The organism is Kribbella sp. CWNU-51 (assembly GCF_054073265.1).
Genome location: NZ_JBSXMZ010000009.1, coordinates 177,530 through 202,156 on the forward strand (window position 1 = coordinate 177,530; position 24,627 = coordinate 202,156).

28 protein-coding genes and 1 tRNA gene are annotated in these 24,627 nt (G+C 68.4%); 14 read left to right on the plus strand and 15 right to left on the minus strand.

What is annotated here, in order from left to right; all coding sequences use genetic code 11:
* The first annotated feature begins 230 nt into the window (after nucleotides 1-230).
* Nucleotides 231-875, plus strand: a complete 645-nt coding sequence (locus ACXC9Q_RS14680; RefSeq protein ID WP_457057054.1) for a hypothetical protein — start codon at nucleotides 231-233, stop codon at nucleotides 873-875.
* Between the two features lie 46 nt (nucleotides 876-921).
* Nucleotides 922-1,725 carry an endonuclease/exonuclease/phosphatase family protein gene (locus ACXC9Q_RS14685; protein ID WP_457057055.1) on the plus strand — a complete coding sequence of 268 codons (804 nt, stop codon included), beginning with the start codon at nucleotides 922-924 and terminating at the stop codon, nucleotides 1,723-1,725.
* 258 nt (nucleotides 1,726-1,983) lie between these two features.
* Here ACXC9Q_RS14685 and ACXC9Q_RS14690 read toward each other — a convergent pair.
* The 8 genes from ACXC9Q_RS14690 to ACXC9Q_RS14725 form a co-directional block, all read right to left on the minus strand.
* Nucleotides 1,984-2,056: transfer RNA gene (locus ACXC9Q_RS14690), tRNA-Ala, on the minus strand.
* Between the two features lie 83 nt (nucleotides 2,057-2,139).
* Complete coding sequence (gene sepX / locus ACXC9Q_RS14695) at nucleotides 2,140-2,925, minus strand: divisome protein SepX/GlpR (RefSeq protein WP_457057056.1); 786 nt, start codon at nucleotides 2,923-2,925, stop codon at nucleotides 2,140-2,142.
* 98 nt (nucleotides 2,926-3,023) lie between these two features.
* Nucleotides 3,024-3,641, minus strand: a complete 618-nt coding sequence (locus ACXC9Q_RS14700; protein ID WP_457057057.1) for a GNAT family N-acetyltransferase — start codon at nucleotides 3,639-3,641, stop codon at nucleotides 3,024-3,026.
* Nucleotides 3,641-4,129, minus strand: a complete 489-nt coding sequence (locus ACXC9Q_RS14705) for a MogA/MoaB family molybdenum cofactor biosynthesis protein (protein WP_457057058.1) — start codon at nucleotides 4,127-4,129, stop codon at nucleotides 3,641-3,643. Before ACXC9Q_RS14705 ends, ACXC9Q_RS14700 begins: the two co-directional genes overlap by 1 nt.
* A complete protein-coding gene (gene moaC / locus ACXC9Q_RS14710) occupies nucleotides 4,126-4,605 on the minus strand; it encodes a cyclic pyranopterin monophosphate synthase MoaC (protein WP_457057059.1) in 480 nt (159 codons plus the stop codon). The genes ACXC9Q_RS14705 and moaC overlap by 4 nt, the downstream gene beginning before the upstream one ends.
* Nucleotides 4,602-5,828 carry a molybdotransferase-like divisome protein Glp gene (gene glp, locus ACXC9Q_RS14715; RefSeq protein WP_457057060.1) on the minus strand — a complete coding sequence of 409 codons (1,227 nt, stop codon included), beginning with the start codon at nucleotides 5,826-5,828 and terminating at the stop codon, nucleotides 4,602-4,604. Before glp ends, moaC begins: the two co-directional genes overlap by 4 nt.
* Before the next feature lie 127 nt (nucleotides 5,829-5,955).
* Nucleotides 5,956-6,426 (minus strand): N-acetyltransferase family protein, encoded by a 471-nt coding sequence (locus ACXC9Q_RS14720; protein ID WP_457057061.1) that lies wholly within the window; start codon nucleotides 6,424-6,426, stop codon nucleotides 5,956-5,958.
* 20 nt (nucleotides 6,427-6,446) lie between these two features.
* A complete protein-coding gene (locus tag ACXC9Q_RS14725; RefSeq protein WP_457057062.1) occupies nucleotides 6,447-7,835 on the minus strand; it encodes a UTP--glucose-1-phosphate uridylyltransferase in 1,389 nt (462 codons plus the stop codon).
* Between the two features lie 65 nt (nucleotides 7,836-7,900).
* Here ACXC9Q_RS14725 and ACXC9Q_RS14730 point away from each other — a divergent pair, with 65 nt between their 5' ends.
* Genes ACXC9Q_RS14730 through ACXC9Q_RS14740 form a run of 3 tightly spaced genes read left to right on the plus strand, consistent with a single transcriptional unit; the run spans nucleotide 7,901 to nucleotide 10,420 of the window.
* The gene (locus tag ACXC9Q_RS14730; protein WP_457057063.1) at nucleotides 7,901-8,461 is read left to right on the plus strand and encodes a 5-formyltetrahydrofolate cyclo-ligase; all 561 of its coding nucleotides are present in this window, start codon (nucleotides 7,901-7,903) and stop codon (nucleotides 8,459-8,461) included.
* Nucleotides 8,454-9,356 (plus strand): aminoglycoside phosphotransferase family protein, encoded by a 903-nt coding sequence (locus ACXC9Q_RS14735; RefSeq protein WP_457057064.1) that lies wholly within the window; start codon nucleotides 8,454-8,456, stop codon nucleotides 9,354-9,356. Before ACXC9Q_RS14730 ends, ACXC9Q_RS14735 begins: the two co-directional genes overlap by 8 nt.
* Nucleotides 9,356-10,420, plus strand: a complete 1,065-nt coding sequence (locus ACXC9Q_RS14740; protein ID WP_457057065.1) for a serine hydrolase domain-containing protein — start codon at nucleotides 9,356-9,358, stop codon at nucleotides 10,418-10,420. The genes ACXC9Q_RS14735 and ACXC9Q_RS14740 overlap by 1 nt, the downstream gene beginning before the upstream one ends.
* Before the next feature lie 5 nt (nucleotides 10,421-10,425).
* Here ACXC9Q_RS14740 and ACXC9Q_RS14745 read toward each other — a convergent pair whose 3' ends face one another.
* Complete coding sequence (locus ACXC9Q_RS14745) at nucleotides 10,426-12,951, minus strand: penicillin acylase family protein (protein ID WP_457057066.1); 2,526 nt, start codon at nucleotides 12,949-12,951, stop codon at nucleotides 10,426-10,428.
* A 79-nt stretch (nucleotides 12,952-13,030) separates the two neighbouring features.
* Here ACXC9Q_RS14745 and ACXC9Q_RS14750 point away from each other — a divergent pair, with 79 nt between their 5' ends.
* From ACXC9Q_RS14750 to mscL, 4 genes are all read left to right on the plus strand, one after another.
* Nucleotides 13,031-13,495 (plus strand): DUF1203 domain-containing protein, encoded by a 465-nt coding sequence (locus ACXC9Q_RS14750; protein ID WP_457057067.1) that lies wholly within the window; start codon nucleotides 13,031-13,033, stop codon nucleotides 13,493-13,495.
* 98 nt (nucleotides 13,496-13,593) lie between these two features.
* The gene (locus ACXC9Q_RS14755; RefSeq protein WP_457057068.1) at nucleotides 13,594-13,953 is read left to right on the plus strand and encodes an FmdB family zinc ribbon protein; all 360 of its coding nucleotides are present in this window, start codon (nucleotides 13,594-13,596) and stop codon (nucleotides 13,951-13,953) included.
* A gap of 66 nt (nucleotides 13,954-14,019) precedes the next feature.
* Nucleotides 14,020-14,637: an SAF domain-containing protein gene (locus ACXC9Q_RS14760; protein ID WP_457057069.1), complete on the plus strand. Its 618-nt coding sequence runs from the start codon at nucleotides 14,020-14,022 to the stop codon at nucleotides 14,635-14,637.
* 106 nt (nucleotides 14,638-14,743) lie between these two features.
* Nucleotides 14,744-15,133, plus strand: a complete 390-nt coding sequence (mscL, locus tag ACXC9Q_RS14765) for a large conductance mechanosensitive channel protein MscL (RefSeq protein WP_457057070.1) — start codon at nucleotides 14,744-14,746, stop codon at nucleotides 15,131-15,133.
* Nucleotides 15,134-15,180: 47 nt separating this feature from the next.
* Here mscL and ACXC9Q_RS14770 read toward each other — a convergent pair whose 3' ends face one another.
* From ACXC9Q_RS14770 to ACXC9Q_RS14785, 4 genes are read right to left on the minus strand one after another with little or no spacing between them, the layout of a single operon-like run.
* On the minus strand, nucleotides 15,181-15,699 hold the full coding sequence (locus tag ACXC9Q_RS14770; RefSeq protein ID WP_457057071.1) for a GNAT family N-acetyltransferase: 519 nt from the start codon (nucleotides 15,697-15,699) through the stop codon (nucleotides 15,181-15,183).
* 12 nt (nucleotides 15,700-15,711) lie between these two features.
* Complete coding sequence (locus ACXC9Q_RS14775; protein ID WP_457057072.1) at nucleotides 15,712-16,365, minus strand: hypothetical protein; 654 nt, start codon at nucleotides 16,363-16,365, stop codon at nucleotides 15,712-15,714.
* Nucleotides 16,362-16,499 carry a hypothetical protein gene (locus ACXC9Q_RS14780; protein WP_457057073.1) on the minus strand — a complete coding sequence of 46 codons (138 nt, stop codon included), beginning with the start codon at nucleotides 16,497-16,499 and terminating at the stop codon, nucleotides 16,362-16,364. The genes ACXC9Q_RS14775 and ACXC9Q_RS14780 overlap by 4 nt, the downstream gene beginning before the upstream one ends.
* Before the next feature lie 42 nt (nucleotides 16,500-16,541).
* Nucleotides 16,542-17,174 (minus strand): hypothetical protein, encoded by a 633-nt coding sequence (locus ACXC9Q_RS14785; protein WP_457057074.1) that lies wholly within the window; start codon nucleotides 17,172-17,174, stop codon nucleotides 16,542-16,544.
* A gap of 431 nt (nucleotides 17,175-17,605) precedes the next feature.
* On the opposite strand from ACXC9Q_RS14785, the gene ACXC9Q_RS14790 reads away from it, so the two are divergent.
* A complete protein-coding gene (locus ACXC9Q_RS14790; RefSeq protein WP_457057075.1) occupies nucleotides 17,606-18,211 on the plus strand; it encodes a hypothetical protein in 606 nt (201 codons plus the stop codon).
* A 244-nt stretch (nucleotides 18,212-18,455) separates the two neighbouring features.
* Here ACXC9Q_RS14790 and ACXC9Q_RS14795 read toward each other — a convergent pair whose 3' ends face one another.
* A complete protein-coding gene (locus tag ACXC9Q_RS14795) occupies nucleotides 18,456-19,115 on the minus strand; it encodes a response regulator (RefSeq protein WP_457057076.1) in 660 nt (219 codons plus the stop codon).
* Nucleotides 19,112-21,115, minus strand: coding sequence for a sensor histidine kinase (locus ACXC9Q_RS14800; RefSeq protein ID WP_457057077.1), 2,004 nt, complete (start codon nucleotides 21,113-21,115; stop codon nucleotides 19,112-19,114). Before ACXC9Q_RS14800 ends, ACXC9Q_RS14795 begins: the two co-directional genes overlap by 4 nt.
* 217 nt (nucleotides 21,116-21,332) lie before the next feature.
* Here ACXC9Q_RS14800 and ACXC9Q_RS14805 point away from each other — a divergent pair, with 217 nt between their 5' ends.
* The 4 genes from ACXC9Q_RS14805 (at nucleotide 21,333) to ACXC9Q_RS14820 (ending at nucleotide 24,544) form a co-directional block, all read left to right on the plus strand.
* A complete protein-coding gene (locus tag ACXC9Q_RS14805) occupies nucleotides 21,333-21,989 on the plus strand; it encodes a hypothetical protein (RefSeq protein ID WP_457057078.1) in 657 nt (218 codons plus the stop codon).
* 55 nt (nucleotides 21,990-22,044) lie between these two features.
* Nucleotides 22,045-23,343: an alpha/beta fold hydrolase gene (locus ACXC9Q_RS14810; protein ID WP_457057079.1), complete on the plus strand. Its 1,299-nt coding sequence runs from the start codon at nucleotides 22,045-22,047 to the stop codon at nucleotides 23,341-23,343.
* 104 nt (nucleotides 23,344-23,447) lie between these two features.
* Nucleotides 23,448-23,942, plus strand: a complete 495-nt coding sequence (locus tag ACXC9Q_RS14815; RefSeq protein ID WP_457057080.1) for a SigE family RNA polymerase sigma factor — start codon at nucleotides 23,448-23,450, stop codon at nucleotides 23,940-23,942.
* A complete protein-coding gene (locus ACXC9Q_RS14820; protein WP_457057081.1) occupies nucleotides 23,939-24,544 on the plus strand; it encodes an META domain-containing protein in 606 nt (201 codons plus the stop codon). The genes ACXC9Q_RS14815 and ACXC9Q_RS14820 overlap by 4 nt, the downstream gene beginning before the upstream one ends.
* Nucleotides 24,545-24,627 lie beyond the last annotated feature (83 nt).

The following is a 24,627-nucleotide window of genomic DNA, read 5'->3' on the forward strand; positions in this document are numbered from 1 at the left end:
GACATCCCCGGCGCAGATCCTTGCCTCAGGCACCTACTTGGCCAGGTAGCGGCCGAGGTGGATCCTTGCCTCAGGCACGTACCTCGAGTCCTCGTCCTGTGAGCCGGTCTGACTTTCGAGGCCCCCGAGCCTCATCGCTCAACGTAACGATCTGATCCGACCTCTCGCCTGCTCTGGACGCCGTGGCTACAGAGTGTCACCATCACCGAAAGTGATCATGGGGGGAACAGATGTCCAACGAGAAAGTGCAGTGGCCCGGAAAGGCCGTCAACGCGGACGGCGACGACCTGAGCGTCCCGGTGCAACAATTCCTGGTCGACCTGCGATTGCTGGAGAAGAAGGGCGAGTCGGCCACCCTGCTCGGCACTCCGGCCAGCCTGCAGGTCATCACGGCCGGCGCGACCAGTCTGGGAAAGGTCTGGCCCGCGATCGTGGCCGCCATCGGTGGTGGCAGCGCGATCCTGACCGGCCTGATGGGCTTCGGCGTCGGCACAGACAGCGCACAAGGCACCGCGAACATCGTCCAGCGAGCCGCCTTCACCGTGTCAGCCTCGTTGCTGGCCTCAGCGGTCGCACTAGCCATCGCCATCATGGTGCGCGCAGATGTCACCGCCCGCGCAACAGCCTCCGCAGCCCAATACGAGGCCCGCGCCGCCGTAACAGCGGCCCTCCTGTCCAGCTCCCAATGGGGCCGCCCCGTCTCGGCATCACCCGCACCCCAACCGGACTACGTCCTGAGAACCAACAACAAAGAGTGGTACCCGGTCCTCGGCTTCACCCTGAACGACGGATGCCTGGCCGCCGACATAGGCAACAACAGACAAATCCTCGCCCAAAACTTCGAAGCCCTGATCCCCACCAACAGTTGGCACTAGGCGACGCAGACCGCCCCGGCCTACCAGGGGTACGATCTGCCGGGCCATGACTACGCGGCTGATCGTCGCCACCCTCAATACCCGCGGGCTCCCTCTGAAGGGCACCCGCATAGCCGAGCGATTCGCCGCGATTGCGGCCGAGTTCGACGCCGGCGACATCGACCTGGTCTGCCTGCAGGAGGTGTTCGTCTACCACCACCTGGCACACCTCCGGAAAGGGATGCCGTCCTTCCCGCATGCGGCGTATCGACCGTCGGTGGCCGGCCCCGCCGGAGGCCTGGTCACGCTGTCGCGGCTGCGCTTGGCCGGGACGGCGTACGCACGCCTTCCGAGGTCGTCGCGCCACTCAGGCATACCCGCTCGAGCCCGGGTCAGCGCCTTCCACAGCGGGGTACTCACCGTTCGGCTGGCCGACAGCCGAGCCCGCGTGCTGAACATTCACCCGACGGCCAACACCGACGGCGACTGGTCGGAACACAATCGATTCCGTCAGCTGCAGCGCGACCAGTTCACAGCGCTCGCGCAGGCAGTCGCGGCCGACAGTTCACCGACGGTGGTGTGCGGAGACTTCAACGTCTCCCAGGCGAGCACCCTGCACCGCGAACTCCGGCGACGGTCCGGTCTGCGCGATGCGTTCGACGGCGAGTGCCCACCCACCTTCCATGCTGAGTACCTCCCACCAGGCAGCGAACCGCACTGCATCGACTTCATCCTCGTCACCGACACGATCGGGGTCGACGACACCGCCCTTCTCCTCACCGACAAGCGCCCCCTTCCCAGCGGCCCCACCTACCTGTCAGACCACATCGGCCTGCTGGCCCGCCTCCGGATCCCCAACCCGCCCCCCTAGCAACAAGCTCACCCATCTGTCCCATCCCCCGCCGAGCAAAACGACGGCACCACCGGACGCGACGGCCAACCACAGCAGCCGAGCGAAGCGACGGCACCACCGGACGCGGCGGGCAACCACAGCCGCCGAGCGAAGCGACGGCGCCAGGGGGTGCGGGTGGCGGAGCCCCCGCTCGCGGCAAGCGAAGCGCAGCCGCACAACACGACGAAGGCGACCCGCTCCGCGCTTTCCGCGGACACGAGTCGCCCATCGACTTCGTGGAGCTGAGGGGATTCGAACCCCTGGCCTCTTCGTTGCGAACGAAGCGCGCTACCAACTGCGCCACAGCCCCGAGTCGGTCACCAGTTGCCTGGCGACCGCGAAACTCTAACACGCCCATGGTCGCCGGTTAAAACCGAGGTTGTCGAGCGGGTTTCAGTCACCGACGGCGCGCTTGACCTCGGGCTCCTCGGGCTTCTCCGCCAGCTCGGGGAGCGGCCCGCGTTCGGCCGGATCCGTCGTACGCGCGGAGGAGAAGACCTCGTCGTCGGACAGCGAGATGGTGCGGACGGTGCGGTCCGGAGCCTTCTCCTTCATCACGTACGTCGGGAGCGTCACCGGCACCGGATCCCACAGGCCCTCGGCGGGCGGCGCGGGCTTGGCCACCTGAGGCACCGCAGGGAGCTTGACCTCGATCGTCATCTCCTCATCCGGAGAAGGCGCGGGCTTCCCAGCCGGACCGCGGTCGTGGCGAGCCTGCAAGCGGGCGCGCCGCTCGGCCGCCAACCGAGCACGCGTGCGAGCCTGCCGCCGCAGCTGCACCCGGGTCAGTACGACGAACCCGACGATCAACGCGCCAGGAATCGCGACCGTCCACCACAGCAGCATCTCCAGACCGGCCAGGGCAACGACCGACAGGAGCGAAAGGGTCAGGATCGACAGCACCCGCCGGCGGCGCATCGCGGCCACCCGGCGGGCTCGATTGGGGACGTACCGCGTCGGGGGCGGCGGCAGATCACCCGCCGGCGTCGCGTCGTCCACAGCACCGGCCGGGCGTACGACGTACCGCGGCCGCGACGGGTCACGCGACAGCACCCGCGCGTCGGCCGATGACGACACCGGGCGGCGCCGCGCCTCGTCGTTCCGCTTCAGCAGCATCGGGACGAGGTAGGCGGCCCACGCGGCGACGATCGCCACATAGATCAGCCCTGTCGTCCCCATGCGACGACGCTAAGGCGCGGCGAGGGCCAGATGGGGTACGTGAGTCGGTGTGTCGCAAGAAGACTCGTGTGACTGATGTGAATAGCGACGCTGAGTGATCATCGCAGTCGCGCTACGAGACCGGGCCCGACCTCCTCGACGTTCAGCGCGAAGATGCGGTGGTCGCGCCAGTCGCCGTCGATGTGCAGGAACCGCGGCCGCTCGCCCTCGTACCGGAAGCCGAGCTTCTCGACCACCCGCAGACTCGCCTTGTTCTCGGGCCGGATCGCGACCTCGATCCTGTGCAGGCCAAGGGTGAACCAGCAGTGGTCCGCGGCCAGCGCGACCGCGGTCGGCACGATGCCGCGGCCGGCGTACTGCTCGTCGACCCAGTAGCCGAGGTTCGCCCAGCGGGCCGAGCCGTAGGTGATCCCGGACACCGTCAACTGCCCGACCAGCGGCCACTTCGCCCGTGCACCGGCACCTGCTGCGGCGCCGTACGTGATGACGAAGGGCAGCATCCGGCCATAGCGCGCCTGGCGGTTCCAGTCGCGCGCCATGGCTCGGAACGTCCGCGCACCGTCCTCCGCACCGGGCGGCTGGGTCGCGTCCCACGGGCGCAGCCAACTGACGTTGCGCTGGCGCGCTGCGGCCCACTCACCGCCGTCGCCGGCACGCAGCGGTCGGAGCGCGACCTGCCCGTGCTGAAGCTCCACGGGCCAGCGCACGATCGCCATCAGTCGGTATCCGTCCGGACATGGTCACCGCCGTGCACCTGCTCGACGGCGTGCCGCAGCAACGGTTCCAGTACGGCGAGCCCGTCCTTCACGCCGCCGCGTGAACCGGGCAGGTTCACGATGACCGTCGTACCAGCCACTCCGGCCAGTCCACGAGACAGTGCGGCAGTCGGCACACCCTGAGCCACGCCATAAGACCGGATAGCTTCGGCAATACCGGGGATAACGCGCTCCACCACCGCAGCGGTCTGCTCCGGCGTCGCATCGGTCGGTGAGATCCCTGTGCCACCAGTCGTCAGCACAACGTCGTACGACGCCTCGACCGCAGCACGCAATGCGTCACCGACGGGCGGACCGTCCGGCACGACCTGCGGGCCGGACACCTCGAAGTCCCACGACGTCAGGCGTTCGGCGATCAGTGGGCCGGTGGTGTCGGTGTAGACGCCCGCGGCCGCGCGGTTCGAGACACTGACCACGAGGGCTCTCACGGCCGCTCCCAGTGGCCGGTCTTCCCGCCCTCTTTGAGTTCCACGCGTACGTCGGACAGCACGGCGGCCGGATCGATCGCCTTCACCATGTCGATGACCGCGAGCCCGGCGACCGCGACGGCGGTGAGCGCCTCCATCTCGACACCGGTGCGGTCGGTGGTCTTCACCTGGGCCTGGATCAGGACGGCGTCGTCGGTGACCTCGAGGTCGACCTTGGCGCCGGTGATCGCGATCGGGTGGCAGAGCGGGACCAGATCGGGCGTCCGCTTGGCGCCCATGATGCCGGCGATCCGAGAGACGCCGAGCGCGTCACCTTTCGGTACGCCGTCGCCGCGCAGCGCGGTCACCACCTCGGCCGAGACGAGAACCTTGCCGCTGGCAACAGCCCGGCGGCTGCCGGCCTCCTTGGCCGACACGTCCACCATCCGCGCCGCCCCGGTCTCGTCGACATGGGTCAGCCCCGGGTCCTGCGTCATCGGGTCTCCTCGTCCAGCAGCAACAGCTCGACCTGATCGCCGGCCCGGACCGCCGTCACGTCCTCGGGCACCACGATCAGTGCGTTCGCGCGGCTCAGCCCGCCGAGCAGGTGTGAGCCGTGCCCGCCGACTGTACTGGCCATCCAGCCCTCGTCGCCGGACCTGGCCGCGGCGCGGACGAACTGCCGCCGCCCCGCGGGCGAGCTGAACCCGTCCAGCGTCACCCCCCGCACAGTGGTCCGCCGGTACGGCATCTGGCCCATCAGCTTGCGCAGCGCCGGCCGGACGAACACCTCGAAGGACACGTACGCCGACACCGGGTTGCCGGGCAGCGTGAAGATCGGCACCTCGTCCTCACCGAGCACACCGAAGCCCTGCGGCTTGCCCGGCTGCATCGCGACCTGCGGGAAGTCGACCGTGCCGAGCTTGGAGAGCTCCTCCTTGACCACGTCGTACGCACCCATGCTGACGCCACCGGTGGTGATCACCAGGTCGGCGCGGACGAGCTGGTCGGACAGCGTGTCCAGGATCCGCTTCGGGTCGTCGTCGACGATGCCGACGCGGTACACCACTGCGCCGGCGTCCCGTGCACACGCGGCCATGGTGTAGCTGTTCGAGTCGTAGATCTGTCCCTCGCCCAGCCGGCTTCCGGGCTCCCGCAGCTCCGCACCGGTCGAGACCACAACCACGCGGGGGCGGGGGCGCGCTTTCACGCGGGCTCGACCGACAGCCGCGAGTACGGCGATCTGCCGCGGCCCGAGCACGGTGTCACGGTCCAGAACCTGGTCCCCCGCGTGCACGTCCTCACCGGCGCGCCGCACCGACGCTCCGACGGCGGGCTGCTGAGCGATCCGCACGTTCACGGTGCCGCCGTCGGTCCACTCCACCGGTACGACGCTGTCCGCGCCCCGCGGCATCTCCGCCCCGGTCATGATCCGCACGCACGTACCGGGGGTCACCACGATCGGCTCACTCCGCCCGGCCCGGAACTCTCCGACGACGGGCAGGGTGATCGGGTTGTCCTGCGACGCTCCGGCCAGGTCCGCGGCCTGGACGGCGTACCCGTCCATGGCCGAGTTGTCGAACCCCGGCAGGCTGACCCCGGAGACGACGTCCTCACAGAGCACCAGCCCCAGCGCCTCCATCAGTGGCTGATCGAACGCCGGCAGCGCCGTCACCCGCCCGAGCACAACCTCCAAATGCTCATCCACAGTCCGTCTCACGAGCCCGACCCTAATCCACTCGTGCCGGACTTCAGCCACTCACCAACCGAGACGGCACTCGTTGGTTCGCGCTCATGCAGGCGGCGCCGCGGAGCTTGAGGCCAGGTTGGTGAGTGCGGGCGGTCCGCTATCCGTGGGCTTCCGGGTGGTTGCCCCAGGTCATGCGGACGTCGGGGGCGCGCTCTTCGTTGCTGGCGCCGTTGGTGCGGCGTACTTCGGTGAAGCCGTGGGAGCGGTAGAAGGACTGGGCTCGGGTGTTGGTCTGGAAGGTCCACAGGGCGAGACCGCCGGGGCGGAGGTCCTTGGCGAGGTCGACCAGGGTCGAGCCGACCCCGTGGCCGGCCGCGTCGGGGTCGACGTACAGCTGGTCGAGGTCGTCGCCGTCCAGGGTCAGTACGGCGACAATCCGCCCGTCATCCAGCGCTATCCAGGTCTGTGAGTCCGGCAGCAGCACCTCGGCGAACCAGGTCGCCACCTGCTCGGCGGTGTGGATCGCCGGCGGCAACTGCGTCCCATCCGCATGCCGCGACCGCCACCACACCTTAGCGGCCTCGTCCGTGTCGTACGGCTCCAACGGCCTGATCAGCAGGTCGTCCATTCACTCCCCCAGGGCTCGGTTCAGCCGTCGAGTACGGCGCCGTCCGGGATCTCCCGGCGCTCACCCGCCGGCGCCTGCAGCTCCACGTCGCCGACGATGACCACATCCTTGCCGAAGGCAACGTCACCGCGCACCTCGAGCCGGTCGGCCCGGACCAGCGACGGCGGCCCGACCGGGAACCGCGTGTCGAAGTCGGCCAGGATCTTGAAGTACTCCGGGTCCAGGTCGACGTACGGCTCGTCGCCCTCGTGCGTCGTGGTCAGATCGCCGGCCTCGTCCAGCTCGTACACGTCCGAGCGCAGCACGAGCAGGTCGTTCGTCGTCTTCACCGGCTTGAACCGGCTGCGGTCGACCAGCACCGCCTGCGAGCCCTCGAAGGTCTCGATCGCGGTGCCCATCCCGGTCTCCAGCTGGATCACCTTGGGTGACGTGGGGTCGGCCGGGTCGACGGTCTTGCGGTTCACGATGATCGGCAGCCCGAGGATGCCGTCGTGCCCGTCCATCAGCTCGGCCAGCTGGTCCAGGTCGATCCACAGGTTGTTGGTGTTGAAGGTCCGGTGCCGCGTGATGTCCTGGAAGTACTTCGTATCCGGGTCCGCGACCTGCGCGCTGTCCCGCAGCATCAGCCGTCCGTCGGACTTGCGCACCGCGACGTGGCCGCCCTTGCGGTCGGACCGGGTCCGCCGGCAGACCTCCATCCCGAACGGTACGTCGTGCTCCGCCATCCAGGCCGCGATCCGGGGGTCCGGGGTTGCGCCGAGGTTGTCCGCATTCGAGATGAACGCGTGCCGGAAACCGTGTTCCCGCAGTGCGTCGAGGGTGCCGGAGGCAACCAACGCGGTGAACAGGTCGCCGTGGCCCGGCGGGCACCAGGCCAGCTCCGGGTCCGGCTCCCACTCGGCCGGGGTGAGGTCTTCGGCGAGCAGCTTCGGCTCCATGTTCTGCAGGAAGTCCAAGGGCAGGCCGTCGATCGCGAGACCGTCGTACTCGCTCAGGATCTGCAGGGACTCCGCCTTGGTGCGGAACGAGTTCATCAGCACCAGCGGCAGCGGTACGTCGTACTTCCGCCGCGTGCTGAGGATCTGGCGAGCGATGATGTCGAGGAAGCTCAGCCCGTCCTTGACCTGCAGTGCGGACTTGGGGCCGGTGACGCCCATCGACGTACCGAGGCCGCCGTTGAGCTTGATCACCGCGGTCTCGGCCAGCGCGGCCCGCATCGCCTCGGAGTCGGTGTCCAGGCGGTCCAGGTGCGGCAGATCCCCGACCGGCTCGATGTCGTCCTCGCGGATCGTGCCCTGCTGACCGGACTCGAGCAGCCGGTAATAGTGCGTGAAGACGCGGATCGCGACGTCGGCAGCGCCGGCCGCACGCATCTTCTCCTGCGCCTGTCTCAGACCTGCCTCACTCATGCACCAACCCTAGGGGACGTCCGGCAATCACAGTGTTAAGCGCGTCACGCTCCTACGATCGGGGTGTGTTCCAGTCGAAGGCCGCGGCGCGGCAGTACTTGCTCAGTGCCCGCGGGGCCCGGTCCCATGCGGAGGATCTGCTGAGGAGTGCCCAGCAGGTCGTGCCTGACGCGCGCCGGGTGGCTTTGTACGTATCAAGGGGTCCGGAGCCGCAGACGGGCGCTCTGATCGACTGGTTGCTTGCAGCCGGCCACGAGGTGCTGCTGCCGATCTTGTACGCCGACAACGACCTCGGCTGGGGCGTAGCACCGGGTGCGGCCGACCTGGTGCCCGGCCGGCTGGGACTCTCCGAGCCGCCGGTCGATCTGGGCTCGGACGCGATCGCCACCGCCGATCTGGTCATCTGCCCGGCGCTGGCCGTCGCCCGCGACGGTGTGCGGCTGGGACGCGGCGGCGGCTCTTACGACCGGGCACTCGCCCGCGTGAGACCCGGTACGCCGATCTGGGCCGCGGTGTACGACTCTGAGATCGTCGAAGCGCTTCCGGCCGACGCCCACGACCATCTGGTGGACGCAGCGCTCACCCCAAATCACTTGATCGCGCTGCGAGGATCAGTGGATGACTGAGACCGCGGTCCAAGCCGCAGCCACAGCCGCACGTGACCTCGGCCTGACGGTCACCGACCCGACAGTCCTGTACGACGCGTTCTCCGTGGTCGTGCATCTCAAGCCGTCCCCGGTGGTCGCTCGGGTGCCGATGAACCTCCCGGACTACCTGACGGACGTCGAGGTCGCCGAACGACGCCAGCAGCGCGAACTGGACCTGGCCGCGTGGCTGCTCTCGAATGGCCATCCGGTCGTCGCGCCGAGCCCGCTCGTGCCGCTGAAGCCGGTGGAGCGAGATGGGTTCTCGATGACGTTCTGGCAGTACGTCGAGCAGTCCGGGGAGGTCGACTACCTCGCCGCGACCACCCGAGCCGCCGAGCTGCACGCCGTACTCGCGGACTACCCGGAGGAACTGCCCTGGCTGACTCCACTGCTCGCGGTGCCATCTGGCCTCGCGACTCTGGAGGCTGTGCCGGGTCTGCTCGAGCAGGAGGACGTGGACCGGGCCCGGGCCGAGTGGGACGTGCTGCGGCCGGTGCTGACGAGCAGGGCTGGGTTCGAGGCGGTCTTCCCGGCGGCGACGATCCAGGCGATCCATGGCGACGCACCGGCGTACAACGTGATTCCGACGGCGGGCGGCATGCTGTGGGCCGACTTCGAGGACGCGACGCTCGGTCCGATCGAGTGGGACATGGCCGGGTTCGGACCGGACCTCGGCAAGGTGTACGGCGAGGCCGCGGCGGCGCTCGGACGACCACAGCTCGACGAGCGCGTGCAGCGGGTGATGGACATGGCTCGGGTGCTCCAGATCGTGGTGTGCACCCCACTGGTGCAACAGATGCCGGCCCTGGCCGACGGCATCCGGATGTTTGTCGGACAGTGGCGTGCTGTGCCCTTCGCTGGTGGACTGGGCTGATGCTGCGCAAATACGTCGATGACGGGGTCCTGGCCGGGCTCGTCTCCTTGGTGAGCCGCGGGGACGAGACGCGGGTCGAGGTCATCGGCAGGACAGCCTTCGATGGTCCGGAGCTGCACCGGGACAGCCTGTTCCGGGTCGCGTCGTTCACCAAGCCGATCGTCGCGGCGGCCGCCATGATCCTGGTCGACGAGCTCCGGCTCTCCATGGACACCCCTGTCGACGACCTGCTGCCGGAGCTGGCGCACCCGGTCGTACTGCGGCAGCCCGACGGTCCGATCGATGACACGGTCCGGGCGGCGCGGCCGATCACGCTGCGAGACCTGCTCACGTTCAGGCTCGGAGTGGGCGAGTCGGACAACCCGGCTCTCCGGCAGCGTGAGGAGGAGCTGGAGCTGCGAACGTTCGGGCCGCCGGTGCCGCGGACGCCGTTGCATCCCGACGAGTGGATGCGGCGGCTGGGGACGCTGCCGCTGCAGTTCCAGCCCGGTGAACGGTGGCTGTACTCGACCGGCTCGCACGTGCTCGGCGTACTGATCGCACGGGCAACCGGGCAGCCGTTGGGGGATTTCCTGCGGGAGCGGATCTTCGAGCCACTGGGGATGCACGACACCGCCTTCACCGCATCGGATCCGGCGCGGCTGACGACGGCGTACGTCGGGAACGACGTACTCGACACAGCATTCGGCAGCCAATGGCTGTCGGAGCCTCCGTTCCCGGACGCCAGTGGTGGGCTGATCTCTACCGCCGACGACTTCCACGCTTTCGCGCGGATGCTGCTCGCCGGTGGAGACAGCGTGCTGTCGCCGGCCGCTGTTGCGGAGATGACGACCGATCAGCTCACCCCGGCGCAGCGCGCGGCGGCCGTCGACTTCCTCGGACCGGAGACCGGTTGGGGCTACGGACTGTCCGTCGGTGGTGGACGGTACGGCTGGGCCGGTGGTCTGGGCACGCTGTGGTCGACCACGCCGGCGGAACAGACCATCTCGATCCTGCTGACCCAGCGGGCGCTCTGGACCTGGCCGGAGGAGCTGTTCGCCGAGGCCAACACACCCGCGTGGTGATCTAGCTAGCGGTCCGGCTTGGTGAACGTCAGGGCGTGCTTGCGGGCCGCCTCGACCGCTCCCTTGGTGTAGGCCCACGGCAGCGTCTCGCCCCGAACCCACAGCTTGGTCTGATCGATGTAGTTGGACGAGAACGCGTGCCCGGACACACCGGTCAGGTTCACCCAGCGGGACTTGTCGAAGTCGGACAGGTCGACCACCATCCGCAGCGACGGAGTCGCGGTGACCGTGTAGCCCTCGGACGCGTCCCAGGCGGTCGCGTCGACGATCGACGTACCGCCGCCGAGCTCGTACGGACCGCGGTTGAACAGTCTGTCGATCAGACCGATCCCGGACTTGCCCAGCGTCTGGTTGGTCAGCGTGAGCTTGTGCAGCTTGCCCCACTGCCAGTTGGCGGGCTCACGAGCCATCTTCTGCGTGATCTCGGTCCGTGCGTCGACCAGGGCCTCGCGCAGGATGTCGTCCCGGTTCTCGTGCTGCGGCGTACCGATGTTGTCCCACCAGGTGCTGTTCGGCTGGCCGAGCAACGTGTGGATCACCTCGAACCAGCGCGAGCCGCCGTCCGGCCAGGTGCCCTCGGGGAGCTGGTCATGGAAGGTGAGAGAGAGCAGGTTGCGCCAGACGACGTTGAAGTACGCCGCCGCCGCGGAGTCGGCGGGCTGGGTGAAGTCCCAGTTCCGCAGGGTGTCCTGGCCTTGCTTGTCGAACGCGTCGTCGATGCTGATCTGGAGCAGGTACGGCACCAGCATCTCGGCAGCCCGGTTCTTGGTGTCGAGCTGGATCGACGCCATTGCGTTCGCGTCCAGCTTCCCGGCGGACTTGATCCGGTCCAGGATCTGCTGCGACCGGTAGCCGTAGTCCCAGTCGTTGGTGAGGTAGTAGGTGTACCCATGCGGTACGACGGCCTGGTTCGCGGTGACGATGATCCCGTCCGGTGGATCGAACTCATTGGGTAACGCGTCGAACGGGATGTACCCGGTCCAGTAGTACTTCGGGTCCCAGCCAGGCACCGGCCAGTCGCCCCGGCCGGTCTTGCGGATCGGGATCAGTCCGGGCGCCTGATAGCCGATGTGCCCGTCGGTGTCGGCGTACACGAGGTTCTGCGAGGGGACCTGGAACTGCCGTGCGGCAGCGCGGAACTCGGTCCAGTTCTGGGCCTGGTCGATCGCGAAGAGCGCGTCGGCGGTGCGGCCCGGGTTCAACGCGGTCCACTGCAGTGCGACGCCGTACGCCTGCGGGTACTTCGCCTGTTTGGCGGCCGCCTCACCGACCTGGCGCTCGTCGTCACCGACGTCGGAGATGAGCGGACCGTGCCGGGTCTCGCGGACGGTGATCTTCACCGGCTCGTCCTGGCCGGCCACCTTGAACGTCTCCTCGCGCGTCGCCATCGCGCGCCACTTGTTGTTGTAGAGGACCTTGTTGCCGTCGATCCGCTCCAGATACAGGTCCTGGACGTCCGGGTCGAGGTTGGTGAAGCCCCAGGAGATCGCGTTGTTGTGGCCGATCACCACGCCGGGCAGACCGGAGAAGCTGAAGCCGGAGACGTCGAACGGGCAGCTCTTGCCGAGGCTGTTGCAGTGCAGACCGACCTGGGTCCAGATGCCTGGCATGGTCGCGCCCAGATGCGGGTCGTTGGCCAGCAGCGGCTTGCCGGTGGTGGTGTGATCGCCCGAGACGACCCACGAGTTCGATCCGATCCCGTCTCCCTGGCCGAGCAGCTCAGGTAGGCCCTTGGCGACCTTCTGGACGGTGTCGAGGGACTTCAGGAAGTCCTTCGACAGCATCCCGCGGTCTGCGGTGACCGGGGAGGTGGTGAACTTGCCGTCCTTGCCGACCGCGCCGCTGGTCATGATCGGCTGGTTCCGGTCGTACGGGTACTGCGGGTAGAGGCTCTCGATGTTGCGGGCCGGGAACGTCGCCACCAGCTTGGTCCGGGTGATCTCCTCGTCCAGGTTGCCGCCGAGGTCCCACGCCATCGCCTTCAGCCAGGACAGCGAGTCCGCCGCGGTCCACGGCTCCGGGTGGTAGTCGGTGCCCTTGAGTGACAGGACGGCGTACTCCAGGCTGAGGCCCGATCCGCTGTGAGTGGACAGGTACGCGTTCACTCCGCGGGCGTAGTCGTCGAGGTACTGCCGGGTGGTCGGGCTGAGCAGGCCCAGCTCCTTCTCGGCGACCCGGCGCCAGCCGAGCGTGCGGACGAACTTGTCCGTCTCGAGTGCGTCTTTGCCGAACAGTTCGCTCAGCCGGCCGGCGGTGACGTGCCGGCGGAAGTCCATCTCGAAGAACCGGTCCTGTGCGTGCACGTAGCCCTGCGCGGCGAACAGGTCGGCCGGGGTGTCGGCGTAGATCTGCGGAATGCCGTTCGCGTCCCGGACCACGTTGACGTCACCGTCCAGGCCGGACAGCTCGATCGTTCCGTCGTACGACGGGAACGAGTGGCGGACGACGAAAACGACGGTTCCCGCGATCACCAGGAGGACGGTGGTGAGGGCGATTCCGCTGATGATGACGACTCGAAGCAGGCGACGCACGGACCCAACCGTAGAGAATCCCCCGGCGCGCCCCAAATGGGGTCCCTCACAACTTTGCGTTGCTCTGCGTTCTGTGGACATGAACCCAGAGTTGGTGTACGTCCCCGTCCCGGTTTCCGAGCTGGACCGGATCCGTTGCAACGGTCATGACGACTTCGGGAACGCCGTCGTTTCCCGGACCGCGGGCGGCGGCGAGCCGCTGCGCTGCCGCCTCACGCTCGCGCGGGCCGGCGACCAGATCGCCCTGGTGTCGCACCGGCCGATGACGGCCGGCGGTCCGTACGCCGAGGTCGGGCCGGTGTTCGTGCACACGACCGACTGTCCGGTGCCGGCGGCGGATGTCTTCCCGCTGGACTTCCGGGACCGGCAGGCGGTGCTGCGCCCGTACGACGTCTCGGGCCAGATGCTGGACGGAGTCGTCGCGGAGCCTGGGACGGGCGAGACGGAGCTCAAACGACTGTTCGAGGACGCGACCGTGGACTCGGTCCAGGTGCGGAACGTGATCGCCGGCTGCTGGAACTTCACGGTCCGGCGTCAGGGCTGAACAGTCCGTTCCGCGGGCTTGAGTTGGAATACTTCGGGCCGCTGGCGCATTATTAGCAGTCGAGTAGTAGGAGTGCCAGCGGCCTGAAGGGACCAATCGTGCCGACGTACCAGTACCAGTGCACCGACTGTGGCGAGGCCCTCGAGGTGCGCCAGAGCTTCACAGACGATGCGCTGACCGTGTGCCCGAACTGCCAGGGCACGCTGCGCAAGGTCTTCAACGCCGTGGGCGTCGTGTTCAAGGGTTCCGGCTTCTACCGCACCGACAGCCGGTCGTCCGCCAAGAGCTCGGTCCCGGCGAAGGCCGAGTCGTCCTCGTCGTCGGGCTCGTCGTCATCGTCGGACTCCTCCTCGTCGTCCTCGAAGTCTTCGTCGAACGGTTCGTCGTCGAACGGTTCGTCGAGCGGCTCGTCCTCCAGCGGGTCCTCGTCTTCGGGCACCAGTACGAGCGCGGCCTGACCTTCTCCTCCGCCGCCTGTGGATAACTGAGGGGCGGGTGCCGGCGAAACTCGTACTTTCTCTGGCATGAGAACCCCTTCCTTCCTTCGTGATCTGCTCCGGACCGCCCGGTGGCATCGTCGGCTGCTGGCCGGTGCCGCCGCCGCGGCCGCTGTGTACTTCGGTCTCGTCGCCCTGTCCCCGCCACCTCCACCGACCGTCGCCGTGCTGGCCGCTGCGCGCGACCTGGCGGGCGGGGCTGTGCCCGCGGCCGCCGATCTCCGGACCGTCGACCTCCCTCCGGGCTCGGTGCCCGACGGCGTCCTCAGACCCGGCGCCGATCTGACCGCCCGCGTGCTGAGCGGCCCGGTCCGATCCGGCGAGCCACTCACCGATGCCCGCTTCCTGGCTCCTCCCGCAGTGCCGGCCGGATCGCTCGCTTATCCGTTCCGCATCGACGACGCCGACATCAGCGCACTCCTCCGCGTCGGCGACCACGTCAACCTGTACGCCGCGACCAGCACGGCGGCCGACGCCGCAAGCCTTCTCGCCCGAGCGGTTCGCGTCATCGCCCTGCCAACCCCGCGTACGACGAGCTCCGGCGCACTGATCGTGGTCGCGACGACTGCCGAGATCGCCACGCGGCTGGCCCAGGCCACCACGAACTCCAGAATCACCGTGGCCCTCACACCGGACACGAGCTGATTACCCAGCGGCACGATGCGTCGCTGTCCGGCGCGGTCCCTCGCCCTCGCAGGTCTGCGGTCCTACCTTGTCTCGGGTACAACCACCGCTTCGTGGAGGCACCCACATGCTCAAGGGCTTCAAGGAATTCATCATGCGCGGGAACGTCGTCGACCTCGCGGTCGCCTTCGTCATCGGCGCCGCGTTCGGCAAAATCGTCAGCGCGATCGTCGACGGCCTGATCAACCCGCTGATCGCCGCCATCTTCGGCAAGGCCGACATCAGCCGCGTCTGGTTCTTCAAAATCAACGGCGCGGAGTTCCACCTCGGCTGGATCCTGCAGGCAGCGTTGAACTTCCTGTTCGTCGCCGCGGCCATCTACTTCCTCATCGTGCTGCCGCTGAACAAGCTCGCCGAACGCCGCGCCCGCGGCGAGGAGCCCGAGCCGGAGACACTGACCACCGACCAGCAGCTCCTGACCGAGATCCGGGACTCCCTCCGCACACGTCAGAGCTGACTCGGAGTGGCTAGGCGCACAACCTCAGCCCCTGAGCTCGCCGGCGCCTACCTGCTCCCGTGGGGTAGCTGCTCCGCGAGCCAGGTGGGCTCGCCGGCGTAGCGCATCCAGCGGTAGGCGATCGGCTGGCCCTGGTTCCATTCGTCCATCAACGCGGCCGGGACGTCGACGAAGCCGGTGCGGTGGTACGTGCGGATCGCGACGGCGTTCTCCGGCCGGACCCGGAGGAAGACCTCCGAGTACCCGGCAGCCACCGCCGGCGGGAGCAAGGCGCGCACCAACTCCAGGCCGATCCCGCGACCGCGGACCTTGGGATCCACGATGATCCGCGCCAGCTCGACCTCGTCCTCCTCGTCGTCCAGCCACACCTCGCCGTACCCGACCGGCTGGTCACCGTCGAACAGCAGATAGGAGTGGATGTCCGGGTCGACCTTCCGCCAGCTCGCCTTCAGTTCCTCCGGGAACGGGTACTCGACCTGCCCGGACAGCAACGCCACTTCCTTCGCGTCCTCGGCCCACCCCGCGACCAGAACGGCGTACTCGTCGGAAAACCCCCGAAGCTCCACGGCCCTCTCCCCCTAGTTCACGAACTCGACGATCGTTCGCACCAGCTGATCCAGGTACGGCGGGAAGCGCGTCGGCGGTTCCGGACACCCGGCCAGCTCACGACTCCCCCGGATCGAGCGCAACAGCGCGTCGACCGTCTTCCGCTGGTGAGCCGGATTCTCCGGCACCGAAGGCACCACCGCCACCGAAATACGCCCACGCGCCGCCTCGGCGCCGACCGGATCGGCGGCCAGTCGGGCGAGGTCCTCGTCGGTGACGCCGCGGAGGGTCTCGCCGGCGAGTAAGGCGTCTGCGGCGTCGGGCGGGCAGCCTCGCTCGATCAGGCCGGTCCGGGTCCGCGCGTCGAGGGCGGGATCGCCGGCGGTGGCCGGCCAGGCGAGCAGGAGGTGATCGACCAGGTGCGGAAAGTTCAACGCCAGCAGAGCGGCTACGGTGCACCCGTTGGATGCCCCAACGATCGTGAGCGGTTCATGCCGGTTCGCCAGGAGTTCACCCAGCGCTGCAAGCTCAACGCCCCAGGCGCTCGGCCGCCGCGGGCGGTCGGGGGCGAGCACCGTCAGCCCGGCGGATGTGAGTCCCCCGGTGACGCCCGTCGTACCCCAGAAGGCTTCCGCGTCCATGGCGTCCCAGAGGCCGCCGTGGACGAGCAGCACGGACTTACTCATCCGTGGTGGGGCGGAACCTCGTTCAGGATGCGTTCGTCGTCGTCGCCGGAGTCGTTGTCGCCCCAGGTCCGCGGGTCGTCGTCCCGGGTCTGCTCGGGGAGCAGCGGCTCGTCGTCTTCGTACGGGCTCGTCATGGTTCCAGATTACCGAGTCGCCGGGGCTCGCCGGGACCGATTTCACCCTGTACCACGCCCGGCCGGCAGCTGCCGGCCGGTGGCGGCCTCGATCAGCGGCGCGATCCCCGGTTCGCCTTGCCAGCGATCACTTCCGAGCACACACCAGGAGGTCAGTACGGACAGTGTCGGCGTCGCCAGTCCGGCCAGCCGCAGCGGCTCCGCGTTCTGGAAGCCGAAAGTGATCATCCAGTTGGCCGGATCGGGATAGAACTCCTGCACGGCGCTGTAGTAGAAGCTCATCCAGCCGCTCCGGGGCAGGTGGCACAGCAACCGGTAGTTGGTCGCGATCGTCGGGACTTCCTGCAGGTCGCGCCACATCAGTTGCATGTCCCGCTTGGCCGCCGCCTTCCGGCTCGCGTTCACGGCGGCGTTCGCAGCCATCAGGCCCAGCACGAGTCCCGGCTTGCCGATGAACAGGCCGCCGCTGTGCGTGTAGCGGCCGCTGCCGCCGTACAGGCGCGCGTACTGCAGGGGCGTGTTCACGTACGCGACCTCGCCCGCCTCGAGGACGAGGCCGTACATGGTCAGCACCTGCGGGGAGTTGCCCGCCATCAGCCAGCGGGCCCAGTCGATCCCCAGCTGCCACTCGGCGCGCTCCCGCTCCGCGGCAGCCTCTTTGTCGTTGCGACCCACGGCACAGCATCGTAATCCGCGACCCGGTCGAGAGCCCGCAGACCAGCGGGTCGCCCCGAACAACCGCAACGCACGCGCACCACCCGGCCGACCCCGACCACCGCACAGCACGCGCACCACCCGACCGATCCCGACCACCGAACAGCGCGGACCAGTCGGCCGATCCCGACCACCGCACAGCACGCGGACCACCCGGCCGATCCGGACCACCGACCAGCGCGGACCAGCCGGCCGATCCGGACGACCGAACTGTTCGGATTAGCGGGTTGACAAGGACGGGCGAACAGCGCGTGGACGTTACAGGTCGGCCTCGGTTGCCCTACGATCCGCAGGCGTGACCGGATAGACGCGCCGCCGTGATGTTCTGGCACGCGGGACGTGACTCCGGTCGACCATCATGGGTGACCTTGCCAACCCGGAAGGACCGAGTCGTGAGTGCATTACGGACACGGGGCCTGATCGGTGCGACGCTCGTCGTGGCTGTGCTCGGAGCTACCGCCGCCTGCGGTAACGAGAACGCCACGTCCCCGCCCGCCGCCCAGCCCACTGCTACGCCGACCACCCCCGGCACACCTACCCCGTCGCCCACCCCCAGCGGTACCCCGAGCATGGATTGTCCCGACACCATCGCGGCGGTCCGCGCCGCTACCGACAAGGTGGTCTGGGGCAAGGGCGCCGCGACCTCGCTGTTCCAGCCGGTCAGCGTGACCATCTGCCAGTTCGACGAGCAGGCGTCCGGGCAGGACTACGCGACCGGGACGACCAAACGCAACGGCAAGCAGGCGACCGACCTGCTCGCTCTGGTGAACGCATCGAAGCCCGTTGCCAAGAAGCCGGCCATCTGCACCAAGGAGCTCGGCCCGACGTACGTGCTGCGATTCACCGACAACGATCGTGGCGTACTGTCGTACACAGCGGAGGCCTTCGGCTGCCGCCGGCTGGTGGCGACCTCCCTGGAAGGCCAGGGCAAGCCGGGCACGCTGCCGGCCCCACGCCAGGTAACCCCCGAGCTGATCAAGTCGCTCGGCCTGCGCTGACCCTGCGCCGGACGCGCCCCCCGAAGCCGTCCGGACCGGGGTCAACCCGCGCCTGCCTTGCGGGTCCCTTCCAAGGTCGACCCGCAAGGCAGGCAGCGGCTGGACCTGTCGTCAGGCGCAACTGCGCGTCACTGGCGTCTTCGGCCGGCACGGCGTGTGGAACGGTGCGACCGCGGCCCGGACGGCGAGCCTCGATCGGCGGGCTCGATTCCTCCTCTGCACAGGCATTCGCTGTGCACCTCCGCTACGTCCTCCCCAGACCGGCTTCGCGGGCCTTCACGATCGCCTGCGCGCGGTCGGCGACCTGCAGCTTGGTGAAGATGCTCGAGACGTGGTTCCGGACCGTCTTGTCGGCCACGACGAGCACCTGTGCGATCTCACGGTTCGAGCGCCCGGCCGCGATCAACGTGAGAACCTCCTCTTCCCGCTCGGTGAGCGCCGAGAAGGTTTGACCACGGCGACCGGATCGCCGGTCGGTTCCCACCAGGTCGAGAATGTGGTCCGCGACAGTGGGCCCGAAGACCGCCTCCCCTGCGGCAACGGCTCGGATGGCAGCGAGGATCCGGTCGCCGGTGGCGCCTTTGACGAGATACCCGCGGGCTCCGGCCGCCATCGCCGCGAGCACGGACTCGTCGTCCTCCAGCATCGTCAACACCAGTACGGCGACCTGTGGCGCTTCGACCGCGAGTCGCCGAGTGGCATCGATTCCGCTGACGCCTGGCATGTGGACATCGAGCAGCGCCACGTCCGGCGTGTGCTCCACCGCAAGAGCAACGGCCTCGCCACCGTCTGCCGCGACGCCCACCAGGTCGACGTCCTCGGCGTCGGTGACGACGGCCGCCAGCCCCTGGCGGTAGACCGGATGATCATCCGCGAGGACAACCCGGATCGCGCCGCCGGTCATCGTGCTGTCACGGGCAGCATGGCAACGACCTCGGTCCCATGATCCTGGCGGAACCGCACGGTGCAGGCGCCCCCGAGTTCTTCTGCGCGGGCCCGCATCGAAGCCAGGCCCGCTCCACGTACCGGACCGACCGGAACAGCACCGGTCCCGTCGTCGCGGATCGTCACGTGCAGACCGCTGTTCATCGTCAGGCGGACGTCGCAAGCCGCAGCATGGCTGTGCCGTACGACGTTCGTCAGCGCCTCGAGCGTGATCCGGTAGGCCGCTGCCTCGACCGCGGTAGGCAGCTCCGGCAACGGTTCCGCGACGACGCGGACGACGAGGTCGCCTCGGGTCCTGGAGCTGATCAGCCCGGCGTGATGAACCAGAGCCGGTACCAGGCCGATCACGTCGAGCATCGTCGGGTGCAGATCCGCGACGATCCGCCGGATCTCTGTCACCGCCGCGTTGGTCTCTGCGCCGAGCGACTCGAGCAGCGCACTGATCTCGGGATCGGCCCGTCGAGTCCGCTGCGCGGCCGACTCCAGGCCGAGGGAGATGCCGGCCAGCGTCGGCCCCAGACCGTCGTGCAGGTCCTGCCGGATCCGCCGCCGTTCTTCTTCGCGGGACGTGACCAGGGCCTCGCGCGACTGCCGCAGTTCCCTGGTGACCCTGACATCGTGGGCCGCAACTCCGATCTGCGCGGCGAAGGTCTCCAAGAGCCGGGTGTCCGCCGCGCTCAACCCCACCTCGCCGCGGCGGACACCGACAACCAGAGTGCCGACCTGCTGGCCGGCGTGCTTGAGGCCGAACTCCACGGTCCGCGCCGGCGGTTCGCCCGACGTACACGCAGGTTCTGCATCGTTCGCCAACCGCACCGCGGCGTACGGCAATCGCAACGTCTGACGGACCGTCTCTGCAACCGCAGGCAGGACGGCGTCTGAGTCCAGAGCTGCACCCAATCGGTCCCCGAGAGTGGTCAGTGCGGACAGTGGGTCGCGGCGGTCGCCGTACAGCAGCCGATCCACCGCTCGTTGGACGCGCTGCCGGATGGCGGCCAGTAGCAACACCGCAGCGCCCGCCGCAGCTGCCGGGAACAGACCTGCGTCGAGTTGGGCGCCTGCCGCGACCGCCGCGACGCTGTAGACCGCTAGTGCGGCGACAGTCAGGACCAGATAGGCGAGGGTGCGGGACAGCGCGATCTCGATGTCGAATGCTCCATACCGGACGATGCCGACGCCAAGTGCGGCGATCGCGAGCACGGTGACCCCGAGCCCGACGGTCTCCGGCAGGTCGATCGGCAGCAGCATGGGGATCGCCAGCAGCAGGACGCTGGCGACGAACCAGGCGTACTGCTGCCGCTCAGGCCCGGTGACCCGGCGCATCCGGATCGCGATCCGGACAGTTGCCGACAACGCCACTGCGAAGACCACCGCGATGCAAGCCACTGCTACGGCCATCTGTGGACCATCCGGAAACGGCAGATCGACCGGATTGTCGACAGCGGACCCACGCATCGAGTCGTCGACGATCACCTGCGTCGTACCGGCGGCAAGCGTTGCGATGACGATGGCGGCACCTGTCGCCCACGCCGGCCAGCGCCAACCGGGCGACGAGAGGCGGCCGTTCGGGAACAGCAAGGTCAGCGACCCGAGAATCACCAAGAGCCCGGTCATCCAGAGCACACTGGCGCAGAGAGCCGCCAGGCTGATCAACGGCAACGAACCGGGTCGGGTGTGCAGCCCGTAGTAGGCATAGGGATCCGCTGCACCCGAGATCGCGACCAACAGGGACCCAGCCGCCAGCAACGGTCCGAGGCGATTCTCAGGCTGTCTCGACAACACCAGCACAGCGACCACGCCGAACGCCAGCGCGGAGATCCAGCCGCTGGCCCCGTTGCTGTCGACGAACGCGGAAAGACTGGTTCCGTTGGCAACGGTCAGCGCGACTGTGGTCGCGGACAGCCCGGCGATGGCTGCGAGGACGAGGAGCGGCGCCGGTCCGAGCCTCGCTGATCTCATGGCGCCCTCCGGTGGCGACCCTGGTACGCGCCGGGGTCCCAGCCACAGTCTGCGCGCAACTGTGCCGCTATGCACGGGACCGGAGTCCTGTCCTCGGCCCGGGACAACCGGAGCGCCGCAGCCGGGACAAGTCGGGGCACCGGCCCGATGTGTCCGGGACAGCGGCGCGCGCACGGTCAGGGAAACCAACGCTCCGCTAACCCGAAAGGACCCTGCCATGACCATCATCGACGCCACTCCGGACAGTTCGGTACAGCCGTCACGCCGACTTCGGACCTGGGCTGTGGTCCTGTTGCCCGTCGGACCTCTGCTCACCGTCGCCGAAGCAGCGATCCCGCATGGGGCGACAGATGCCACGGGCCGGGGGTGGTCCATCCTCGCCGGCCTGGTCAGTACGCCGTTCCTGTTCGCCACTGTCGCGATTGCCGCCGCGGTGTCGTGGCGGTCCTCCCGACGGATGGCCGGCATCGCGTTCGTCGCGCTCACCGTCCAGCTGTTCGGTCTGGCCGCGCTGCACGGCATCGAAGCATTCCAGCTCGCCGCGACGAACGACGGCATCAGCCAGGCAGACCTCGACCACGCGATGGACGGCCTGCTGTCGATCCCTCCAGGTCCTGTGTTCCTGGTGATGTTCATGGGCGGTCTACTCGTCGGCTCCATCGCCCTGAGCTGGGCCGAGTTCCGGACCCGCTCGATCACGCGGGCCGTTCCCATCCTGATGGTGGTCACCTCCGTGCTGGACATGACGATTCCGGACGAGGCCCCGGCGGTGGTGAAGACCTGCGGCCTGGGGCTGTTCGCGGCTTGGAGCATCGTGCTTGCGGTATCCGTCCATCGCGGTGGCGGGTTCGCCAAGGGGCTGCCGACCGCTTGACACCCGACGACACCGGCTGCTGCGCTGAGCAGCACGGGTCATCTGGGGAGGGTGCATGCGGCGGGTACCACTGCTGTTCGTGCTGCTCCTCATCTGCTCCGCTTGCTCTCCTCCCGATCATGACGCCTGCACACAGGGCTTCACCTGTACGACGTTGCGCGTGCCGCTCGACCGTCAGCAGCCGAGCGGCCCGTCGCTGGACCTCGGGGTGATCGCAACCGACAACGTGGACGCACCGCGTGGTGTGCTGTTGCTGCTCGCGGGTGGCCCTGGTCAGCCTGGTGTCTCGCTACTGCCTCGCCTGCGCAACAACCTGCATCCGGACGTGTTACGCGAGTACAGGGTGGTGATGTTCGACCAGCGTGGCACCGGGCCGAAGGGGATCAATTGCCCTTCTTTACAAGAGACTGTGGGTGGTTCGGACTTTCTGACGCCACCGACCGAGGCAGTGAACGACTGCGCGCAAAGGATCGGCGCTGGGGTCGGGTACTACGGCACGCCGGACACGGTCGAGGACATCGAGCAACTGCGTCAGGACCTCAAGGTCGATCGGCTGACGGTGGACGGGACGTCGTACGGGAGCTTCACGGCAGCGCAGTACGGGCTGAAGTATCCGGATCGGGTGCAGGCGCTAGTGCTGGACTCGGTCGTGCCACACAAGGGCTTCAATCCGATGGGCGTCGACCTGATGGCCGCGACCGGCAGAGTGATCACGGCCGCCTGTCGCCAAGACCCTGCGTGTACGACGGATCCCGTCGCCGACCTGGCCTGGTTGGTGCAGCACGGCGTCAGTGGCACGGATCTGATGGAGAGCCTGTCGGTCGCCAGCCTCAACTCGGTCAACCCATCGCTGAAGGGGATCTCGGCGATCCTCCACGCCGCTCGCAATGGCGACGACACAGGTCTGAAGGAGCTCTTCCAGCAGACGACGAGCATGGGCCTCAGCTACGACACCCTGTCGGCCGGACTGCACATGGCCACCCTCTGCTCGGATCTTCGCTTCCCTTGGTCCGGCACAGCCAACCGCACTGCGGCGCTGGACACCGCCGTACGACGACTGGACCCGAAGCGGCTGTATCCGTACGACGTGCGGACCGCACGCGATCAGCTGATGATCCAGGGCTGTCTGAGGTGGCCGGCTGCGCGAGTGTCGACGTACCCGGCCAGTCAGGAGTTGTTGCCGCGCACACTGATCCTGCACGGGGGCAACGACCTCTTCTGTCCGCTCGAATGGTCTCAGTGGGAGCAGGCACATGCACGGTCCGCCAAGCTGGTCGTCGTACCGGGAAGCGGGCACAGTGTGCAGCGGGATCCGCGCGGTCAGCAGGCGGTCCGCGCGTTCTTGCTGGTCTAGTCCGCCCGGGTGAGATCCAACTGTGTGTGAACGGTTGCAGCACCTGGGCGACTCGATGCGTCTAATAGGTGTGAGGTGTTGTACGCCCAGCCGGGGAGTGGCGAGTGGAGTTCGAGGAGTATGTATCCGCCCGTGGACAGGAACTGGTGCGGCTCGGTTTCACCGTCTCCGGGGACTACCAGCGAGCGGAGGACCTGGCCCAGATCGCGTTGATGCAGGCGTTCCGGTCCTGGCGGAAGGTGCGGAAGGCGGACGATCCGCATCACTACGTCCGGCGGATCCTGATCAACGCCTACCTGTCGATGACGCGGCGGCGCTCGTTCAGCGAGGCTCCGACGGCCGAGCTCGATGCGCAACGGACAGTGCCCGACCACGCCACCAGCATCGTGAACTCCGACGACCTCTGGCGAGCGCTCGCCGCGTTGTCGGCCCGGGAGAGGGTCGTGCTGGTCCTGCGCTACTACCAGGATCTGGACGACCGCACGATCGCCGACGTGCTCGGCATCAAACCGTCCTCCGTCCGTGCGACCGCGAGCAGAGCACTCGCGAATCTTCGGACAGCCAGGCAGTCCCAGCGCATTGATGAGAGGTTGTCGTGAGCAACACCGATCTCGAGGACGACCTGCGGGGAACCTTCGATCGCGCCGCGGCCTCAGTGCCGCCGGCCACCGACCTGACCGAGCGGGCGACCACGGGTGCGCGGCGGGCCCAGCGCCGTACCTGGATCATCTCTGGAGCGGCTACTGTCGCCGTGGCTGCCGTTGCCGTCGTGAGCTTCGGCCTGGCCGGTTCGAACAACAAACCCGTCCAGCCGCCCGTAGCGGGTGGACAAACGCAGGCGGCCACCACGGCGGCGCCGGAGCCGCCCACGGCGCAGAGTGTGTCCGGGACGTGGCGGCCGGTCCAGATGGCCGAGCTCAAGTCGCTCAAGGCGACCCGGCCGGACGATCCGGTGCTGGTGCTCCGTCCCGACGGCACGTGGGGTGGCTCGGACGGCTGCAACGCGCTGCAGGGGACGTACTCCATCGGTCAGCGTGGCGAGTTCACCGCGACGGTCGGCCCGCAGCGGATGGTCGGCTGCGACAACGTGCCGCACACCGGCGTACTGCACGCCGCCAAGCGGATCGCGGCCGACGCCGACACCCTGCAGTTCTTCGGCGCCGACGGGCGTGAACTTGCGAGATACGCTCGCGCAGGGTAGTCGAATTTGTTCGCGGACGGTGATCAGCTATTGACTGAGCGGAGTCCCCGACCGGACGATGTATGAGGCCGTCCACCGATTTG

What these genes read in the sequence shown, in the direction of transcription:
- ACXC9Q_RS14680 (WP_457057054.1), top strand. Translation starts at nt 231, where the DNA reads ATGTCCAACGAGAAAGTGCAGTGGCCCGGAAAGGCCGTCAACGCGGAC.
- ACXC9Q_RS14685 (WP_457057055.1), top strand. Translation starts at nt 922, where the DNA reads ATGACTACGCGGCTGATCGTCGCCACCCTCAATACCCGCGGGCTCCCT.
- sepX (WP_457057056.1), bottom strand. Translation starts at nt 2,925, where the DNA reads ATGGGGACGACAGGGCTGATCTATGTGGCGATCGTCGCCGCGTGGGCC.
- ACXC9Q_RS14700 (WP_457057057.1), bottom strand. Translation starts at nt 3,641, where the DNA reads ATGGCGATCGTGCGCTGGCCCGTGGAGCTTCAGCACGGGCAGGTCGCG.
- moaC (WP_457057059.1), bottom strand. Translation starts at nt 4,605, where the DNA reads ATGACGCAGGACCCGGGGCTGACCCATGTCGACGAGACCGGGGCGGCG.
- ACXC9Q_RS14720 (WP_457057061.1), bottom strand. Translation starts at nt 6,426, where the DNA reads ATGGACGACCTGCTGATCAGGCCGTTGGAGCCGTACGACACGGACGAG.
- ACXC9Q_RS14725 (WP_457057062.1), bottom strand. Translation starts at nt 7,835, where the DNA reads ATGAGTGAGGCAGGTCTGAGACAGGCGCAGGAGAAGATGCGTGCGGCC.
- ACXC9Q_RS14735 (WP_457057064.1), top strand. Translation starts at nt 8,454, where the DNA reads ATGACTGAGACCGCGGTCCAAGCCGCAGCCACAGCCGCACGTGACCTC.
- ACXC9Q_RS14740 (WP_457057065.1), top strand. Translation starts at nt 9,356, where the DNA reads ATGCTGCGCAAATACGTCGATGACGGGGTCCTGGCCGGGCTCGTCTCC.
- ACXC9Q_RS14750 (WP_457057067.1), top strand. Translation starts at nt 13,031, where the DNA reads ATGAACCCAGAGTTGGTGTACGTCCCCGTCCCGGTTTCCGAGCTGGAC.
- ACXC9Q_RS14760 (WP_457057069.1), top strand. Translation starts at nt 14,020, where the DNA reads ATGAGAACCCCTTCCTTCCTTCGTGATCTGCTCCGGACCGCCCGGTGG.
- mscL (WP_457057070.1), top strand. Translation starts at nt 14,744, where the DNA reads ATGCTCAAGGGCTTCAAGGAATTCATCATGCGCGGGAACGTCGTCGAC.
- ACXC9Q_RS14775 (WP_457057072.1), bottom strand. Translation starts at nt 16,365, where the DNA reads ATGAGTAAGTCCGTGCTGCTCGTCCACGGCGGCCTCTGGGACGCCATG.
- ACXC9Q_RS14780 (WP_457057073.1), bottom strand. Translation starts at nt 16,499, where the DNA reads ATGACGAGCCCGTACGAAGACGACGAGCCGCTGCTCCCCGAGCAGACC.
- ACXC9Q_RS14795 (WP_457057076.1), bottom strand. Translation starts at nt 19,115, where the DNA reads ATGACCGGCGGCGCGATCCGGGTTGTCCTCGCGGATGATCATCCGGTC.
- ACXC9Q_RS14800 (WP_457057077.1), bottom strand. Translation starts at nt 21,115, where the DNA reads ATGAGATCAGCGAGGCTCGGACCGGCGCCGCTCCTCGTCCTCGCAGCC.
- ACXC9Q_RS14805 (WP_457057078.1), top strand. Translation starts at nt 21,333, where the DNA reads ATGACCATCATCGACGCCACTCCGGACAGTTCGGTACAGCCGTCACGC.
- ACXC9Q_RS14810 (WP_457057079.1), top strand. Translation starts at nt 22,045, where the DNA reads ATGCGGCGGGTACCACTGCTGTTCGTGCTGCTCCTCATCTGCTCCGCT.